The 14,163-nt window shown below is 63.4% G+C and carries 15 protein-coding genes; 7 read left to right on the top strand and 8 right to left on the bottom strand.

Annotation, left to right across the window (positions count from 1 at the left end; translation table 11 throughout):
- Nucleotides 1–152: 152 nt before the first annotated feature.
- Nucleotides 153–1,469 (bottom strand): ATP-dependent RecD-like DNA helicase, encoded by a 1,317-nt coding sequence (locus AWH62_RS17220; protein WP_075190275.1) that lies wholly within the window; start codon nucleotides 1,467–1,469, stop codon nucleotides 153–155.
- A gap of 119 nt (nucleotides 1,470–1,588) precedes the next feature.
- Between AWH62_RS17220 and AWH62_RS09740 the strand changes: the two genes are divergently transcribed.
- Nucleotides 1,589–2,332 carry a molybdopterin-synthase adenylyltransferase MoeB gene (locus AWH62_RS09740; protein WP_075190274.1) on the top strand — a complete coding sequence of 248 codons (744 nt, stop codon included), beginning with the start codon at nucleotides 1,589–1,591 and terminating at the stop codon, nucleotides 2,330–2,332.
- A gap of 4 nt (nucleotides 2,333–2,336) precedes the next feature.
- On the opposite strand, the gene AWH62_RS09735 is transcribed toward AWH62_RS09740, so the two are convergent.
- Entirely contained in the window at nucleotides 2,337–2,552 is a 216-nt protein-coding gene (locus AWH62_RS09735) for a hypothetical protein (protein WP_143743003.1), read from the bottom strand.
- Between the two features lie 74 nt (nucleotides 2,553–2,626).
- Nucleotides 2,627–3,547 (bottom strand): MBL fold metallo-hydrolase, encoded by a 921-nt coding sequence (locus tag AWH62_RS09730; RefSeq protein ID WP_083635114.1) that lies wholly within the window; start codon nucleotides 3,545–3,547, stop codon nucleotides 2,627–2,629.
- A 183-nt stretch (nucleotides 3,548–3,730) separates the two neighbouring features.
- On the opposite strand from AWH62_RS09730, the gene AWH62_RS09725 reads away from it, so the two are divergent.
- The 4 genes from AWH62_RS09725 (at nucleotide 3,731) to AWH62_RS09710 (ending at nucleotide 7,011) form a co-directional block, all read left to right on the top strand.
- A complete protein-coding gene (locus tag AWH62_RS09725) occupies nucleotides 3,731–4,312 on the top strand; it encodes an SH3 domain-containing protein (RefSeq protein ID WP_075190272.1) in 582 nt (193 codons plus the stop codon).
- 89 nt (nucleotides 4,313–4,401) lie between these two features.
- Nucleotides 4,402–4,920 (top strand): bifunctional 3-hydroxydecanoyl-ACP dehydratase/trans-2-decenoyl-ACP isomerase, encoded by a 519-nt coding sequence (gene fabA, locus AWH62_RS09720; protein WP_075190271.1) that lies wholly within the window; start codon nucleotides 4,402–4,404, stop codon nucleotides 4,918–4,920.
- 14 nt (nucleotides 4,921–4,934) lie between these two features.
- Nucleotides 4,935–6,149 carry a beta-ketoacyl-ACP synthase I gene (gene fabB / locus AWH62_RS09715; RefSeq protein WP_075190270.1) on the top strand — a complete coding sequence of 405 codons (1,215 nt, stop codon included), beginning with the start codon at nucleotides 4,935–4,937 and terminating at the stop codon, nucleotides 6,147–6,149.
- A 43-nt stretch (nucleotides 6,150–6,192) separates the two neighbouring features.
- Nucleotides 6,193–7,011: an enoyl-ACP reductase gene (locus AWH62_RS09710; RefSeq protein ID WP_075190269.1), complete on the top strand. Its 819-nt coding sequence runs from the start codon at nucleotides 6,193–6,195 to the stop codon at nucleotides 7,009–7,011.
- Between the two features lie 66 nt (nucleotides 7,012–7,077).
- On the opposite strand, the gene AWH62_RS09705 is transcribed toward AWH62_RS09710, so the two are convergent.
- Nucleotides 7,078–7,554 (bottom strand): SRPBCC domain-containing protein, encoded by a 477-nt coding sequence (locus AWH62_RS09705; RefSeq protein WP_075190268.1) that lies wholly within the window; start codon nucleotides 7,552–7,554, stop codon nucleotides 7,078–7,080.
- A gap of 19 nt (nucleotides 7,555–7,573) precedes the next feature.
- On the bottom strand, nucleotides 7,574–8,257 hold the full coding sequence (locus AWH62_RS09700; protein WP_075190267.1) for a glutathione S-transferase family protein: 684 nt from the start codon (nucleotides 8,255–8,257) through the stop codon (nucleotides 7,574–7,576).
- 112 nt (nucleotides 8,258–8,369) lie between these two features.
- Between AWH62_RS09700 and AWH62_RS09695 the strand changes: the two genes are divergently transcribed.
- Nucleotides 8,370–8,729 carry a helix-turn-helix domain-containing protein gene (locus tag AWH62_RS09695; protein ID WP_075190266.1) on the top strand — a complete coding sequence of 120 codons (360 nt, stop codon included), beginning with the start codon at nucleotides 8,370–8,372 and terminating at the stop codon, nucleotides 8,727–8,729.
- 79 nt (nucleotides 8,730–8,808) lie between these two features.
- Here AWH62_RS09695 and AWH62_RS09690 read toward each other — a convergent pair whose 3' ends face one another.
- Both AWH62_RS09690 and AWH62_RS09685 read right to left on the bottom strand, forming a co-directional pair.
- Nucleotides 8,809–11,238, bottom strand: a complete 2,430-nt coding sequence (locus AWH62_RS09690; RefSeq protein ID WP_083635113.1) for a prolyl oligopeptidase family serine peptidase — start codon at nucleotides 11,236–11,238, stop codon at nucleotides 8,809–8,811.
- A gap of 59 nt (nucleotides 11,239–11,297) precedes the next feature.
- Complete coding sequence (locus tag AWH62_RS09685; RefSeq protein WP_233128291.1) at nucleotides 11,298–12,557, bottom strand: acyltransferase; 1,260 nt, start codon at nucleotides 12,555–12,557, stop codon at nucleotides 11,298–11,300.
- A gap of 126 nt (nucleotides 12,558–12,683) precedes the next feature.
- Here AWH62_RS09685 and AWH62_RS09675 point away from each other — a divergent pair, with 126 nt between their 5' ends.
- Complete coding sequence (locus AWH62_RS09675) at nucleotides 12,684–13,595, top strand: LytTR family DNA-binding domain-containing protein (RefSeq protein WP_083635112.1); 912 nt, start codon at nucleotides 12,684–12,686, stop codon at nucleotides 13,593–13,595.
- Here AWH62_RS09675 and AWH62_RS09670 read toward each other — a convergent pair.
- On the bottom strand, nucleotides 13,568–14,038 hold the full coding sequence (locus tag AWH62_RS09670; RefSeq protein WP_075190261.1) for a hypothetical protein: 471 nt from the start codon (nucleotides 14,036–14,038) through the stop codon (nucleotides 13,568–13,570). The two genes, AWH62_RS09675 and AWH62_RS09670, sit on opposite strands and share 28 nt — an antisense overlap.
- Nucleotides 14,039–14,163 lie beyond the last annotated feature (125 nt).

Raw genomic sequence — 14,163 nt, 5'->3', positions numbered from 1 at the left:
ATAATCGCCCACTCCGTATCGCTCAAATCAAAACGGGCCATGAGCCAACTCCTTTCAAGGAGCTTGAATCACGACCCGCCAGACTTGGGAATCCCGTTTATGGGTACAGAACCTAGGCCGGCAACCACCGGAAGCGCTTGGTACGCTACCCGTCACGCACTCACACTCGCCGGAGCCGGGTCACAGAACGCCGTCACGTCAAATATCCGCGGATCAGAGATGACATCGTTGGGCGTCAGCGGGCGGGAGAGTTCCAGGCCTTCCAGTGACCGCGCCCGCGACAGGGCCACATAAGCCTGGCCATGCGCAAACAGGCGCCGGGCGAGGTCGAGATAGACCTTGTCGAGCGTCAGGCCCTGGGCCTTGTGGATGGTCATTGCCCAGGCGAGACGAAGCGGGAATTGGGTGAAAGCGCCGGCGGTGGTCTTGGTCAGGGCCTGTTTTTCCGGGTCGAAGGCATAGGCATTGCGTTCCCATTTCTGGGCCTCGACGGCATGGACCACCTCGCCGATGCGCACACGCACGGCCTTCTCATCAAAGCCTTCCACCTGCCCCAGCGTGCCATTGACCCAGCGGCCCTGCGGGTCGTTTCGGGTCAGCATGACGCGGGCGCCGATCTTGAGCACCAGCGGTTCCTCGGCCGGGAAGAGGCGCTGGTCGAACTGGCCCTCGACCTTGGCCTCGAAGGCCTTGTGCGAGGTCGGCAAGCCTTCTAGTCGCGCCTGGTTGATGCGCCAAGCGGTCTCATTGGTGGCCGTCAGCACGATATGCGACAGCGAGGCCTCGAGGCCGGACCGGCCCGTCACCCGGTCATTGAGATCCGCGGCCTTGTCGCTGTCGAGATCGCCATCGCGGATCGCGTTGAGGATATCGACGAAATACTCGTCGGTCTGGCGAAACACCTGCTCGAGCTCGACATAGGAAAAACCGGCATCACGGAAGCTTTCCGGATGAAAAAAGAAAGGCCCGCCATAGGTCGATTCCAGATATTCCGCCTCGGCGCCCTGGATCACCGGCGGCAATTGCGCGAGATCACCGACCAGCACGATCTGGACCCCGCCGAACGGTTCATTGCGCTCGCGATTGAGCCGCAGGGACTTGTCGATCGCCCACATCATGTCGGCACGGACCATCGAGATCTCGTCGATGACCAGGGTTTCCAGCGCCTGCACCACGCGGCGGTGGCGAACCTTGCGGATGTCCCGGGCGCCAATCATGCGCGGCGGGAAATGGAAGAAGGAGTGGATCGTCTGGCCACCCGCCTGCATCGCGGCCACGCCGGTCGGAGCGATCACCGCCGCCCGCGGCCCGGCCCGGCGCAGGAATTCTCGCATCAGCGTTGTCTTGCCGGTACCCGCCCGTCCTGTGAGAAAGACATTCGGCCGCGCGCTGGCGAGCCAGTCGAGCAGGCGCTCCTGGTGCTCGGACAAGGCCGGGGCGGGCAGGGTCGGATTGGCGGGAACGGACATGGCGCCAGATTGCCCGTGTTCGCGCGATGGACAAGCCTTGATCGCGTCTTTGCAGGCGCCGGTGCCGGCGGACGGGATTCCCCCTTGAAGCGCGGCGGCAATCCCGGCACCTATGGCGCATGACCTCGGAAATCGATATCGACCGCTTCGCCCGCCACCTTGTGCTCAAGGAAATCGGCGGCCCCGGCCAGCAGGCCCTCGCCCGTACCAGCATCGCCATCATCGGTGCTGGCGGGTTGGGAGCGCCCGCCGCGCTTTACCTTGCCGCCGCCGGGATCGGGACGATCAGCCTGATCGATGCCGATACGGTGAGCGTCGACAATCTGCAGCGCCAGATCATCTACCGCACCGGTCAGATCGGCACCGCCAAGGCCAAGACCGCGGCCCGCGCCCTGCGCGCACTCAATCCGGGGACACGGGTCAAGCCGGTGGTGAAGGCGATTGATGGCGAGAATGCCAAACGCCTTCTCGGCAAGGTCGACCTGGTGCTGGATGGTTGCGACAATTACGAGACCCGCTACGCGGTCAACGCCGCCTGCCTCGCCAAGGGCAAACCGCTGATCTCCGGCGCTGTCGGTCGCTGGGACGGCCAGGTCTCGATCTTCAATGCCCGCCCGGATGCGCCCTGCTATCGCTGCTGGGTGCCGCAAACCCCGCCGGACGCGGAAACCTGCGAGCGCGTCGGCGTGGTCGGTGCCCTCACCGGCGTGATTGGCTCGATGATGGCGATGGAAGCCATCAAGCACATTTGCGGCGCCGGCCAGACCCTGGACGGCCGCATCCATCTTTTCGACGGCCTGTCGATGGAAAGCCGCACTGTCAAACTGGACAAGGACCCGGCGTGCCCGGCCTGCGCGGGTTGACGGATCAGCGCTTGGCGGTGAGGTGAAGGCCCAGCCCGATGGCAAGACCGGGCACGAGGCCGAAAAACACCCCCATCACGACACTGTCGGTCACAACCGCAATGATCAGCCAAAGGGCGAGACCGGCCATCAGGCCGGCGATGAAACCGAGCGGTTTGCGAAAACGGGCGGGTGCCCGGTTCGGACCCTGCGGGGCGGGGGGAGGCGAAGAGGCAGTCATGGCATCCTTCATGGACGCCATGACCTCACCGGAAGCTGGTCGGCGCTTTAAATCTTGGTCAGACGCTTCACGCCTCAGCGCGAGAAGGACTGGCCGTTGCCGACGGCATCATTGTAGAGCGTCTCGACCATGCGGTCGGTGGTGATGAAACCCCAGCTCCAGTCATCGTGGAAATCGGCAAGCGGTTCGGCCGCGCGGACAGCGTCAAGATCGGCACCGCCCTCGACCAGCGTGCGGACCCGGAAACTGGCCTCGCGCAGCATGGCAATCGAGGCTTCCAGCTCGGTTGCGGTCGACAGCGGACCATGGCCGGGAATGATGCGGGTGTCCTCGCCGACCATCGCAAGACCGTGCTCCATCGCCGCGAGATAACCGTCAACCGAACCGCCCGACGCGATATCGATGAAGGGGAACCAGCCGGAGAAGAAGACATCACCCATGTGCAGGATGTCGGCTTCACGGAAGTACACGAAAGCATCGCCATCGGTGTGGGCGGCGGGAATGTGTGTCACTTCGACGGTCTGGCCGTTCATGTGGAAGGTCAGGTCCTCGCCGAAAGTCAGGATCGGCAGGGCGCCGGGCTCTTGCGTCCAGGCGTCGTCGGAGGCCTCGATACGGGCGCGGATATTGTGATGCGCAGCGATGGTCGAGCCGAGCTGGGCAAAATGGGCATTGCCGCCCGAGTGATCACCATGCCAGTGGGTGGAAACGATGAAGCGCGGCGCGCCTTCACCGACGATCTCGACGATGGCGCCCTCAATGACCGGACCGGTATTGGGCAGCTGGTCATCGACCATCACCACGCCGTCCTCGCCGGTCAGGATCGCCAGATTGCCGGCAATGCCTGTCGAGACCATGTGGATGCCGTCACCCATATCGGTCGAGTCGGCGACGACTTCGCGCTGTTGCGCGGCGCCCGCCACGGCCGGTGCCGACATTGCGCCGCCGGCAGCCAGAATGGCCGCAGCACTGGTAATGGCCAGACGAAAACTCATGGAATCCCCTCCCGATTGCGACCTGCCGGACCGTCCCGCCGGGTCTGCTCGTCAAGATATAGGAAGGCGGGCGGCGATTTCACCCTCTCATGCGACACGATTGCGTGTGGCGGCGTAAAAGCGCCACCGGATTTACCGCCTATTCACCGAAACAGCCCACAGCTTTGGTCGAAGGAGTCCCGCATGATCCGCGCCATCACATCCGCACTTGCCCTGGCCTGCCTGTCGATGCTTGCCGGTCCGGCCGCGCTCGACGCCCAGGACAGCGAACATACGGCCACGCCGTCCGGCCAGGCCGTGCCGCGTTTCGTGTCGCTGAAAGTCGATGTCGCCAATGGCCGCTCCGGCCCCTCCTCGCAGCATCCCATCGCCTGGCGCTATCTGCGCGCCGGCCTGCCGATGGAAGTCATCGCCGAAACCCCGGACTGGCGCCGCGTGCGTGACCCCGAAGGCGAAGTGACCTGGATGCACCGCTCGATCCTGTCCGGTCGCCGCTCGGTCTACACGCTCGAGGAAACCGAATTGCATGCCCGCGACAGCGACAGCTCGCCGATCGAGGCCGTCGCCGAGCCCGGCGTGATCCTGTCGCTCGAACGCTGCCGCACCGGCTGGTGCCGTGTCGAGGCCCAGGGATTTCGCGGCTGGGTGCGCCCCCACACCTTGTGGGGCGTGTATCCGCAGGAGCTGGACGGCGAAATCGGTGATGACGCCGACGGCAACCCCGCCTTGAGCACGTCGGTCGCGCATGATACCGCTCTGCCCTGATCTTTCCGGCTGATCACAGACAGCCGGGTTTTCTTGACCAGCCCGGTGATCGCCAAGCGCCTTCACACGCGGCGCAACTGATCGGCTACATGACTGAACGCCAAAGCTCTTTCAGCTATAATGACCTGATCGACTCCAGCAATGGAAAGATGTGGGGACCCGACAACGCGCAGCTCCCCGCGCCGCCCATGCTGATGATGGATCGCATCGTCCACATTGATGACGAAACCGGCGAACATGGCAAAGGCCAGATTGTCGCCGAACTCGACATCAAACCCGACCTCTGGTTCTTCGATTGCCACTTCAGGGGCGATCCGGTGATGCCGGGCTGCCTCGGCCTCGACGCCATGTGGCAGCTGGTCGGCTTTTTCCTGTGCTGGAAAGGCAATCCCGGCAAGGGCCGCGCCCTGGGCGTCGGCGAGGTGAAATTCACCGGCCAGATCACGCCCGATTGCAAAACGGTCCGCTATGTCATTGATCTCAAGCGCGTTATCCAACGCCGCCTGATCATGGCCATTGGTGATGGCCGTGTCGAAGTTGATGGCAAGACCATCTATACTGCCAAGGATTTGCGCGTGGGCCTGTTCAAGCCCGGCGAAATGGCCTGACCCAGGAGAGTCTCATGCGTCGTGTTGTCATTACCGGTCTCGGCGTGATTTCCCCGATCGGCAATAATGCTGCGGAAGTCACCGAGTCCCTCAAGAACGGCAAGAGCGGTATCGGCCGCATGGAAAGCTTCGCCGAGCTTGGCTTCCGCTGTCAGGTCGGCGGCAAGCCGGACATTGATCCGGCCGCCCATGTCGACAAGCGCGTCTACCGCTTCATGTCGGAAGGCGCCGGCTGGAACTATATGGCGATGGCCCAGGCCATTGCCGATAGTGGTCTGGAAGAAAACGATATTTCCAACCACCGCACCGGCATCATCATGGGTTCGGGCGGTCCGTCTGCCGGTACCATCGTCAATGCCGCTGACATCACGCGCGAAAAGGGTCCCAAGCGGATCGGTCCGTTTGCCGTGCCCAAGGCGATGAGCTCGACGGCCTCGGCGACGCTGGCCACCCCGTTCAAGATTCTCGGCGTGAATTATTCCATCACCTCGGCCTGCACGACCTCGTTGCACTGTATCGGTGCGGCGACCGAGCAGATCCAGTGGGGCAAGCAGGACGTCATGTTCGCCGGCGGTTGCGAGGAGATCCATTGGGCCCTCTCCAACCTGTTCGACGCCATGGGCGCCATGTCGACCAAGTATAATGACACGCCGGAACAGGCCTCGCGCGCCTTCGACAAGGACCGTGACGGCTTCGTCGGCGGGGCCGGCGCCGGTGTCGTCGTGCTGGAAGAATACGAGCGGGCCAAGGCCCGCGGCGCCAATATCATCGCCGAAGTCACCGGCTATGGCGCCACTTCGGACGGCTATGACATGGTCGCCCCGTCCGGCGAAGGCGCCATCCGTTCGATGAAACTGGCGATGGAAACGGTCAAAAACCCGATCGACTATCTCAACCCGCACGCCACCGCGACCCCGGTCGGCGACATCAAGGAGATGGAAGCGGTCAAGACGGTCTTCGGTGACAGCGCGCCGATGATTTCCGGCACCAAGTCGATGACGGGCCACTCGCTCGGCGCGGCCGGCGTGCACGAAGCCATCTACACATTGCTGATGATGAAAGAGGGGTTCGTCGCCCCGTCGATCAATGTCTTCGACATGGACCCCGACATTGCGGCGCTGAACCTGCCCATCATCACCGAGACCCGCGATGCCGATCTGAAAACCGCCATGTCGAACTCTTTCGGCTTCGGCGGCACCAATGGCACGGTCGTTTTCGAAAAAGTCTAAAGCGTCGTAAAAGACGTCATCTGATCCAGAAGGGGATTTCCCGATGAGCGATACGGTGTTTCCGGCCGGCGAGCTGATGAAGGGCAAGCGCGGGCTTGTCATGGGTGTGGCCAACAAAAACTCGATTGCCTGGGGTATTGCCCAGCAATTGGCGGCCCAGGGCGCAGAGATTGCCTTCTCCTACCAGGACGAAGCGCTGGAGCGCCGGGTCCGGCCGCTGGTGGAAAGCCTGCCATGCGAGCCTTTCATGGTGCAGGCCGACGTCACCAATGACGCCTCCATGGATGCCTGTTTCAAGGCGCTGGAAGACAAGTGGGGCACGATCGACTTCCTCGTCCACGCCATTGCCTTTGCCGGCAAGGACGAGCTGGTCGGCTCCTTCACCGAGAACACCACCCGCGAGGGCTGGCGCCGGGCGATGGACATCTCGGCCTTCTCCTTCGTCGATGCCGGCAAGCGCGCCAGCCACCTGATGCCCAATGGCGGCGCCATGGTGACGCTGACCTATCTCGGCTCGGAACGGGTCGTCCCGTCCTATAATGTCATGGGCGTCGCCAAGGCCGCCCTGGAAGCCTCGACCCGCTACATGGCGCGCGATCTGGGCCCCAAGGACATCCGCGTCAACGCCCTCTCGGCCGGCCCGATGCGCACCCTCGCCATGGCCGGCATTTCCGGCGGTAAGGCCCTGATGCGCACCGGCCGCGAATGGTCAATGATGAAGCAGGACACCAAAATGGAAGGCGTCGCCGGCGCCGCGCTGTATTTGCTGAGCGACCTAGGCTTCTCCTGCACGGGTGAAACGCTGCATGTGGATGCGGGCTTCCATGCGGTGGCCGTGCCTAGCATGGATGACGACGACTAGGTCTTCACTATCCGTTTTGAAGGAACCCGCCGGAGCGCTCCGGCGGGTTTTTTCATAGCCAAAGCATTAAGCAGGCTCTGCGTCAGGCGCGCGATGTGGGTGCCCCGTCCCCGTGTTCAGGAAGGCCTTGAGGCTGGAAACAAAGAACATGTCCCACCCGGCCTCGCAGACCTCATAACAAAGGAGATCCGGACGCAAGCCGCGGTGTTCAAAGCGGATCCCACTGCCGCGGCCGACCGCTTCAATCTGCCAGACCAGGCGTGTTTTCAACCACTCCAGCTCGATCTCCGCTGGCTGACCCTCGTGCAGGTGCAAGGCATCGACACAGACCAGTTCGACACGCCTACTCGGCTCCATCGCCACAGCTTCAAACGTCCAGTAGGATCGACCGGGCGGAAAAGTGAATTTGGCGAGGTCGCCGACCTCCGAAATCGGCCCGCTCGGCTTGGTCCACCAGTGTTCGAACCCCTCGGTAAGGGCGCTGAAGACCTCCTCAGGTGAAGCGGCGACGGTGAGTGCTCGTGTGTAATTGGGCAATGACATTGTGGCTGTCTCCTGGATTTCAATTGGACCAGTGGGGCGGCATGGTCTGCAACACACCGGCATCGGCATTGAGCCGACCCTTCCAGGCGGCGAGGTGCGGGTAGCGGCTCAGATGACCGTCAAAGCCCAGGGCGGACATGCGCGTGCTCTTGGTTTCTGCGCCACGCTGGACAAGGCGAAGTTCCGGATAGGCGACGGCATCAGCCGCCCCCGGCCACTCCCCACCGAGATAGCGTCGCCCGTCTGACAAGATGCCCTCGAGATAGTGGCATTCGGCATGAACCAATGCAGCGGCATCCCCAATTTCCGTACCTTCCGGCGTGTTTGGATCGACCGCCTCATCTGGCCCGGAGAACACGCGGGACAGGAGGGCGTGGTTGCCGTCACGCAAATAGCCGCAACAGTCCATCACAATCTGCCAGCTCTCCGCTGCTTCAGAAGCCGTGATGCCGAAGAGCGGGCGTTCGGGATATTGCCGATCCAACCAGGCCAGAATGGCGACGGAATCCCGCAAGACATCCTGATCGGCTTCAAGCACCGGAATCTTGGCTCGCGGGTTTATGGCCAGGAAACCCGGCTTGCGATGATCCTGGTCGGAAGCGCTGAGGTATTTCACGTCAGCGGAAAGGCCCTTGAACACCAGACCCAGATGCACGCGCCAGCCGCGCGGCGCACCGCTGAATGTGTAAAGCGTAAGAGGCATTTTGTACTCCCATCAACTGACGGGGAGCTAAGTCGTAATAGTACCTTTGGACAAGTAGGCAGAATTTTCGTATATAGTATCGTCTTTGATACTAATGCAGTTATACTTAGCGATGCCGACAGACATTCCTCCACAACCCGCCCAGCGCGATACCTCGGATGAGGCCGAATTCTGCCCGATGCCGGATATCGCCCAGCTGATCGGCGGCAAGTGGAAGCTTATCGTCCTGCAGATCCTGATCTTTCGCGGCACTAAACGGTTCAACGAATTGCGCCGCACGATTGGCAACATCACGCAGACCATGCTCACCAACCAACTCCGTGCGCTGGAGAATGACGGGCTGGTGATCCGAAAGGTTTATGCAGAGGTGCCGCCCCGCGTCGAGTACACCGCAACGGACAAGGCGATGGCTCTCACCGACATGTTCCATGCCATGCACGACTGGTGGGTGAGTTGCGGCAGTTCGGACTGACCATTCAGCTGAGTCAGGCAGGAAAAAGCCCCGCCGGATCACTCCAGCGAGGCCTGTTCGTTCCACAAAGGCGCAAAGCCTACTCACCCCCACCCATCGGGTCCTCTACCGGCTTCACCCAGCGGTCGAGCCAGTCGATGCTCTCCGCCAGCACGTGGAGGATGCTTTCGCGGCCGCGATAGCCGTGGCTTTCATAGGGGAGCATGACCAGGCGGGCGGTGCCGGCATTGCCTTTTACGGCCGCGAACATGCGTTCGGACTGCATGGGGTAGGTGCCGGAATTATTGTCCATCTGGCCGTGGATCATCAGCATGGGCTCGTTGATCTGGTCGGCATGCATGAAGGGTGAGAGCTCGAAATAGGTCTCCGGAGCGGCCCAGAAAGTGCGGCGTTCGGACTGGAAGCCGAAGGGCGTCAGGGTGCGGTTATAGGCGCCTGAGCGGGCAATACCGGCGCGGAAGACGTCCGAGGCGGCCAGAAGGTGCGCGGTCATGAAGGCACCGTAGGAGTGACCGGCAATCGCCAGACGCTCGCCGTCACCAAAGCCCATCTCCACGGTCACGTCACGCGCAGCTTCCGCCGACAGGACGAGCTGCTGGATGAAAGTGTCATTCACCGTCTCGGGATCATCGCCGACAATCGGCATGGTGGCGTTTTCCAGCAGGGCATAGCCCTGGGTCACCAGGAAGCGCGGGCTGGTGCCGGCAACGCGCGTGAACTCATAGGGCGAGCCGGAGACCTGACCGGCCGTCGAGGCGTCATTGTATTCGAGCGGATAACCCCAGACGAGGACCGGCAGCGTGTCGCCTTCCTCATAGTCGGCCGGCAGATACAAGGTGGCGGAAAGCGGCACGCCATCCTCACGCTCATAGGTAATCAGCTGGCGGCTGATCTCGTTGAGCTGCGGGTGCGGGTTCTCGAACTGCGTGATCTCGACCGTGTCTTCGCCGGCGCGGTGCCAGCGCACATTCGGCGGCGTCACCGGGTCCTCCCAGCGGGTCAGGAAGGACGAGGCGTCCGGGGAGGTGAGGCCAATGACTTCCTCATAATTCTCGCCGCTATTGCGCCAGATCTCGGTGGTCTCGAACGTGTCGAAGCTGACCCGGTTGAGGAAGGGACGGTCGCCCCCCGGGGTCGCACCTTCACCGGCCATATACATATAGCCCTCATGCACGCCGACGACATTCTGGCCATACGCATTGCGGACCGTCAGCGCGCTGCCCGGATTGGCATAACTGTCCTGGTAATTGCGCTCCTCGGCCAGGCGCGGCGCGACCGACGGGTCGGCGAAATCGACCAGCCAGCGACGGATGACGCGGGTGTCGCGGTCGTATTCCATCGAGAAGCCGAGCTGGCCCTCAGAGGTGAACTGGGTGCCGTAATACCGGTCTTCCGTGCGCAGGATCTCGACCGGCGCGCCATCAAAAGGCGCCTCGAGCGCCCAGACGCTGTCGCGTTGGTCGGTTTCAACCCGCGGATCGCCCCCATCGAGAGCTTCCGCCCAGGTCAGGCTGGCGGCAGCTGCGGCTTGCCAGCCAATCGACCGACGACCGGTGATGACGCCGCCAATCGGCACATTGTCGGCCAGCGGCTGGCGGGCAATTGTCGCCACTTCATCGCCCTCCATGTCGATCACGAAGACGCGGTCCGGGAAGCGCGACCAGGGCACCTGATAGGAGAAGGGCTGCTCCATCTCGCCGATCAGGATGTAATCACCACCCGGTGCTGGCTCGGCAGAATAATAGAGACCCGGTTCGCCGATCTCGCGCACCCGTGTGCGGCCGGTCGTGTTCACGAGGGCAAGCTGGGTCGTGGCCAGCCAGGCGAAGAGGGCGGCGTCGTGCTCGTCGGCCAGCAGGTCCTGATAGGTCCGCACCGGGGCTTCATAGCCGCTGGCCTCCTGGGTCACCGGACCGATCGGTACACGCGGGCGCTCCGGCATGGCGCCGCGGTCGGGATCCACCAGGCTGACAAGCAGGCGTTCGCCATCCGGCATCCAGTCAATCGGCGAGAAGACGGCATTGATGCCGCTGCGCACCAATTGCCGGGCCCGCGCGGTTTCCACATCGACAACCCACAGGCTGAGCTGGTCGTTGCGGGTCATCACAAAGGCGATCTGCGAGCCGTCCGGCGACCAGCTGATATTGGAAATTCCGGCATCATCCGGCAAGTCGACCCGGCGCTCGGCGCCGCTGTCCAGGTCGACCAGCGACAGGCCAACGACCGAACGCGGCCCGTGTCGCCCGTTCAGTGTCGCGTCGAGCCGAAGACCAGCCAGACGTTCCATCGGGCGGGCCAGCTCGGCAACCGGCGGCAGGGCCTCACGCTGCATCAGAAGCAGCGTGTCGCGGGCCGGCGAGAGCGAGGTAAAGGGCGAGGGCGCCGCATCGACAATGTCGATGATTTCCTGCGGCGGCAGCCGATACGGGTCCTGGGCCATAACCGGTACCGCCCACAGCGCTGAAGCGGTAACCAGCCCCAGCCCGCACTTCATCATTGATGTCAGCATGTCCGCCTCCCCGAATAAATCGTTGCCCGGAAAGATAGGCGGATAGCGTCGGATTGGGCCTAAAGTTTCTGTAATCTCGGTTTGGCCGTCCCCGCGCTGGCGGGTGCGACGGCCGGCGCGAGCGCTTTCATGCCCATGACGAGGCGCAGGATGGGGATGTGTCGCAAGACCTCGAACCCGATGATACAGCCCCCGAAGGTCGAGATCATGATGATGGCGAATTCGGTCCAGACACCGAAACCGGCATCCCGGATCGCGAAACCCACCGCAACAATGATGGTCTGGTGCAGGATATACCAAGGGAAGACAGCGGCCGTCAGATAGCGGCGGAGCGGGCCGTCATGGTCCAGCCAGCGACGGGCGGCACCGACCAGCGTCAGGATGATCGTCCACATGAAGACGATCCGGGCGATGCGCGCCGTCCAGGTCAGGACCGGGTCGGAAAAGGCGATCTCGAGATGTGTGTAGGCCCAGAAGAGAAAGGCCAGCAATATCGCGGTGACAATCGCGGTCACCGGCAGGGCTCGGTCGACGGCCTTCCAGATCCCCTCATTCTTGGCGATGAAATATCCGATCAGGACCATGGTCAACGAATTGGCGTGATTGGCCCAGTCCTCGATCAGGTCGTGGGTGGTCGGGAAATCTTCGGTGAGTGTGAAGCGGACCAGCAAAAAGGGCAGGACGGGCAGCACCACGAGAGCCGCAACACCCAGCCAGCCACCGGCCGCGCCCCGACCCGCTGCCGTCAAGGCCTGGCTGTCGGCCAGGCGCCGCAGAAGCGGGAAGAAGGGTGCCAGAAGCAGTGAATAAACAAACAGATAGACGACATACCAGAGATGGTTCCAGGTCGGCGTGTGGATCGACCACGGCCCGTCCCACTCGCCGGCATATTGCCGCCAGAACGCCCACCATCCCGGTTCGATCTCACCGGCGAGCCGCAGCTCGGAATAGGATTGCGGCGCCACGATCACATACATGCCGAACAGGATGACCGGGAAGAGCCTCCAGACCCGGTCCGCTGCGAAGCGGCCACTGCCCAGCTTGTCGGACAGGAAACGCATCGCGATGCCGGAAATCAGGAAGAGAAGGGGCAGTCGCCAGGGGCTGGAGAGCCACATGAAGGGCTCCATCGCGTCATTGGCATTGAGGCTCTTGGCGTGCCAGCCCTCCGTGTTGAAGAACATGCCCGTGTGGTAAAAAATCAAGAGGATGAAGACGCCGATACGCAGCCAGTCGAGGCCGTATTGGCGACCGCTGCCGGGTGCGTCGAATGGCCGGGTCATCGTCGGGATCATCGTGGGGGTCTTGCTGGGTGTCATGGCCGTGCTCCTTGTCACCCCGCTCATCGGCCCGGCGGGTGACGTGCGCCAGACGGTGGTGACCAGCGGCAGGCCGGCGGGACGGCGTGCTGAGCGGCAGGGACCAGCGGCGGTCTGCGGGGGCGAATGGCTGACGCGCCACTTGCCGCCGGCTGGCGGCTAGGCGAGCATCGCGGCATGACCGACACCCTGACTTCCGACCACAGCCGGGCCCGCGATGCCGAACGGCGGGCTTTGTGGCTGGCCTGCCAGTTCGCCTGGCTGAGCCTGATCGCCTTCTGGGTGATCGCCTCGATGTCGATCGACACCGAGTTCGCCCGGGATGGTCGCGACGCACCGCCCTTCTTTGCCTGGGTCACCGAAGGGTCGAGCATCATCATGACGACGATCATGGTGCCGGCGATGATGTGGCTGGGCTTGCGGGCGCCACTGGAACCCGGGCGTTGGCTGACCTCCCTGCCCTGGCACCTGCTGGGCTTCCTCGCCTATACCGGGCTGCACGTGCTCGGCATGGTGCTGATCCGCGAGGGTGTTTGGGCCTTTGCCTATGGCAGTGATTATGAATTCTTCCACGACGCGCCGTGGCGGGAGATTGTCTATGAGGCGCGCAAGGATATCGGCACCTATACCGGCTATCAGATCATCATCGCGGTCTCGCTGGCGCTGCAGATGCGGCGGCTGGAAGTGGAGGTCGCCCGCGCCGAGGCCCGCCGCTCCCATCGCCTCACCCTGAAATGCGGTGGCCGGACCCTGCGCATCGCGGCCGACGAGTTCCGCGCCGCCCAAGCGGCCGGGAATTATGTCGAGATCCGGCTGGCCGGCGGCGAGCACCTGGCCCGCTCCACCCTGACCGAGTTGGAAAAACAACTCGCCGAGGCCGGCATTGACGCCGTGCGGGTGCACCGCTCCTGGCTGGTCAATCGCGATGCGATTCGGGAAATCATTCCGACCGGCGAGGGCGATGTCGCCATCACGCTGGACACCGGCACCCAAATCCCCGGCAGCCGCCGCTATCGCGACCGGCTCGAGGCAGCTTGAGTCCGTGCGGCGAAGTGGAACAGGGCCGCCGCCGTTGCAAAGAGGGCGGTGAAGACAAGGGTCGCTACAAGCATGTCCACCGGCCAGGCGGGTCCAGCTGAGCCGAGGCCGCCAATCAGGGCAACGAGTCCGATCAGGGACTGTCCTGCAGCGACAACGGCAAGGGTGACGGCCAGACCCGCGGGCCGCAGGCGCGTGATCACGGCTCCGAACGACGCCACCAATGGCAGGGCGAGAAAGGCAAGATTGGCATCATTGTCAGACCGGCCGATGATTCCGACGGCGCCAGCGCTCCAGACCAGCAGGAAAAAGCCGATCAGGGTCAGGCCGCCCGCGAGGCGCGCCGCCCAGTGCCGTTGCGTCCTGATGACCAGGATAGTGCCCAGCAGCAGACAGGCGAGCATGCCGCCAGCGACAACATAATCGAAGATCGTCCAATTCATGTCCGTGCCCCTGCCCTCATTGCCCGGATGCCCAGCCTATCCGCGCCCGGCCGCTCGGATACAGACCCCCAAAGAAAAACCCCGCCAGCTTGCGCCGGCGGGGTCTTTTTGATCAGTCGATCGAA

The organism is Maricaulis sp. W15 (genome assembly GCF_001924955.1).
Taxonomy (GTDB): Bacteria; Pseudomonadota; Alphaproteobacteria; order Caulobacterales; family Maricaulaceae; genus Maricaulis; species Maricaulis maris.
The sequence above is the reverse complement of the archived record's forward strand: the minus strand, read 5'-3'. Positions and strand labels throughout refer to the sequence as shown.

Coding starts and splice junctions, on each gene's coding strand:
- AWH62_RS17220 (WP_075190275.1), bottom strand. CDS start 1,469: ATGTCCGTTCCCGCCAATCCGACCCTGCCCGCCCCGGCCTTGTCCGAG.
- AWH62_RS09740 (WP_075190274.1), top strand. CDS start 1,589: ATGACCTCGGAAATCGATATCGACCGCTTCGCCCGCCACCTTGTGCTC.
- AWH62_RS09735 (WP_143743003.1), bottom strand. CDS start 2,552: ATGACTGCCTCTTCGCCTCCCCCCGCCCCGCAGGGTCCGAACCGGGCA.
- AWH62_RS09730 (WP_083635114.1), bottom strand. CDS start 3,547: ATGAGTTTTCGTCTGGCCATTACCAGTGCTGCGGCCATTCTGGCTGCC.
- AWH62_RS09725 (WP_075190272.1), top strand. CDS start 3,731: ATGATCCGCGCCATCACATCCGCACTTGCCCTGGCCTGCCTGTCGATG.
- fabA (WP_075190271.1), top strand. CDS start 4,402: ATGACTGAACGCCAAAGCTCTTTCAGCTATAATGACCTGATCGACTCC.
- fabB (WP_075190270.1), top strand. CDS start 4,935: ATGCGTCGTGTTGTCATTACCGGTCTCGGCGTGATTTCCCCGATCGGC.
- AWH62_RS09710 (WP_075190269.1), top strand. CDS start 6,193: ATGAGCGATACGGTGTTTCCGGCCGGCGAGCTGATGAAGGGCAAGCGC.
- AWH62_RS09705 (WP_075190268.1), bottom strand. CDS start 7,554: ATGTCATTGCCCAATTACACACGAGCACTCACCGTCGCCGCTTCACCT.
- AWH62_RS09700 (WP_075190267.1), bottom strand. CDS start 8,257: ATGCCTCTTACGCTTTACACATTCAGCGGTGCGCCGCGCGGCTGGCGC.
- AWH62_RS09695 (WP_075190266.1), top strand. CDS start 8,370: ATGCCGACAGACATTCCTCCACAACCCGCCCAGCGCGATACCTCGGAT.
- AWH62_RS09690 (WP_083635113.1), bottom strand. CDS start 11,238: ATGCTGACATCAATGATGAAGTGCGGGCTGGGGCTGGTTACCGCTTCA.
- AWH62_RS09685 (WP_233128291.1), bottom strand. CDS start 12,557: ATGACACCCAGCAAGACCCCCACGATGATCCCGACGATGACCCGGCCA.
- AWH62_RS09675 (WP_083635112.1), top strand. CDS start 12,684: ATGGCTGACGCGCCACTTGCCGCCGGCTGGCGGCTAGGCGAGCATCGC.
- AWH62_RS09670 (WP_075190261.1), bottom strand. CDS start 14,038: ATGAATTGGACGATCTTCGATTATGTTGTCGCTGGCGGCATGCTCGCC.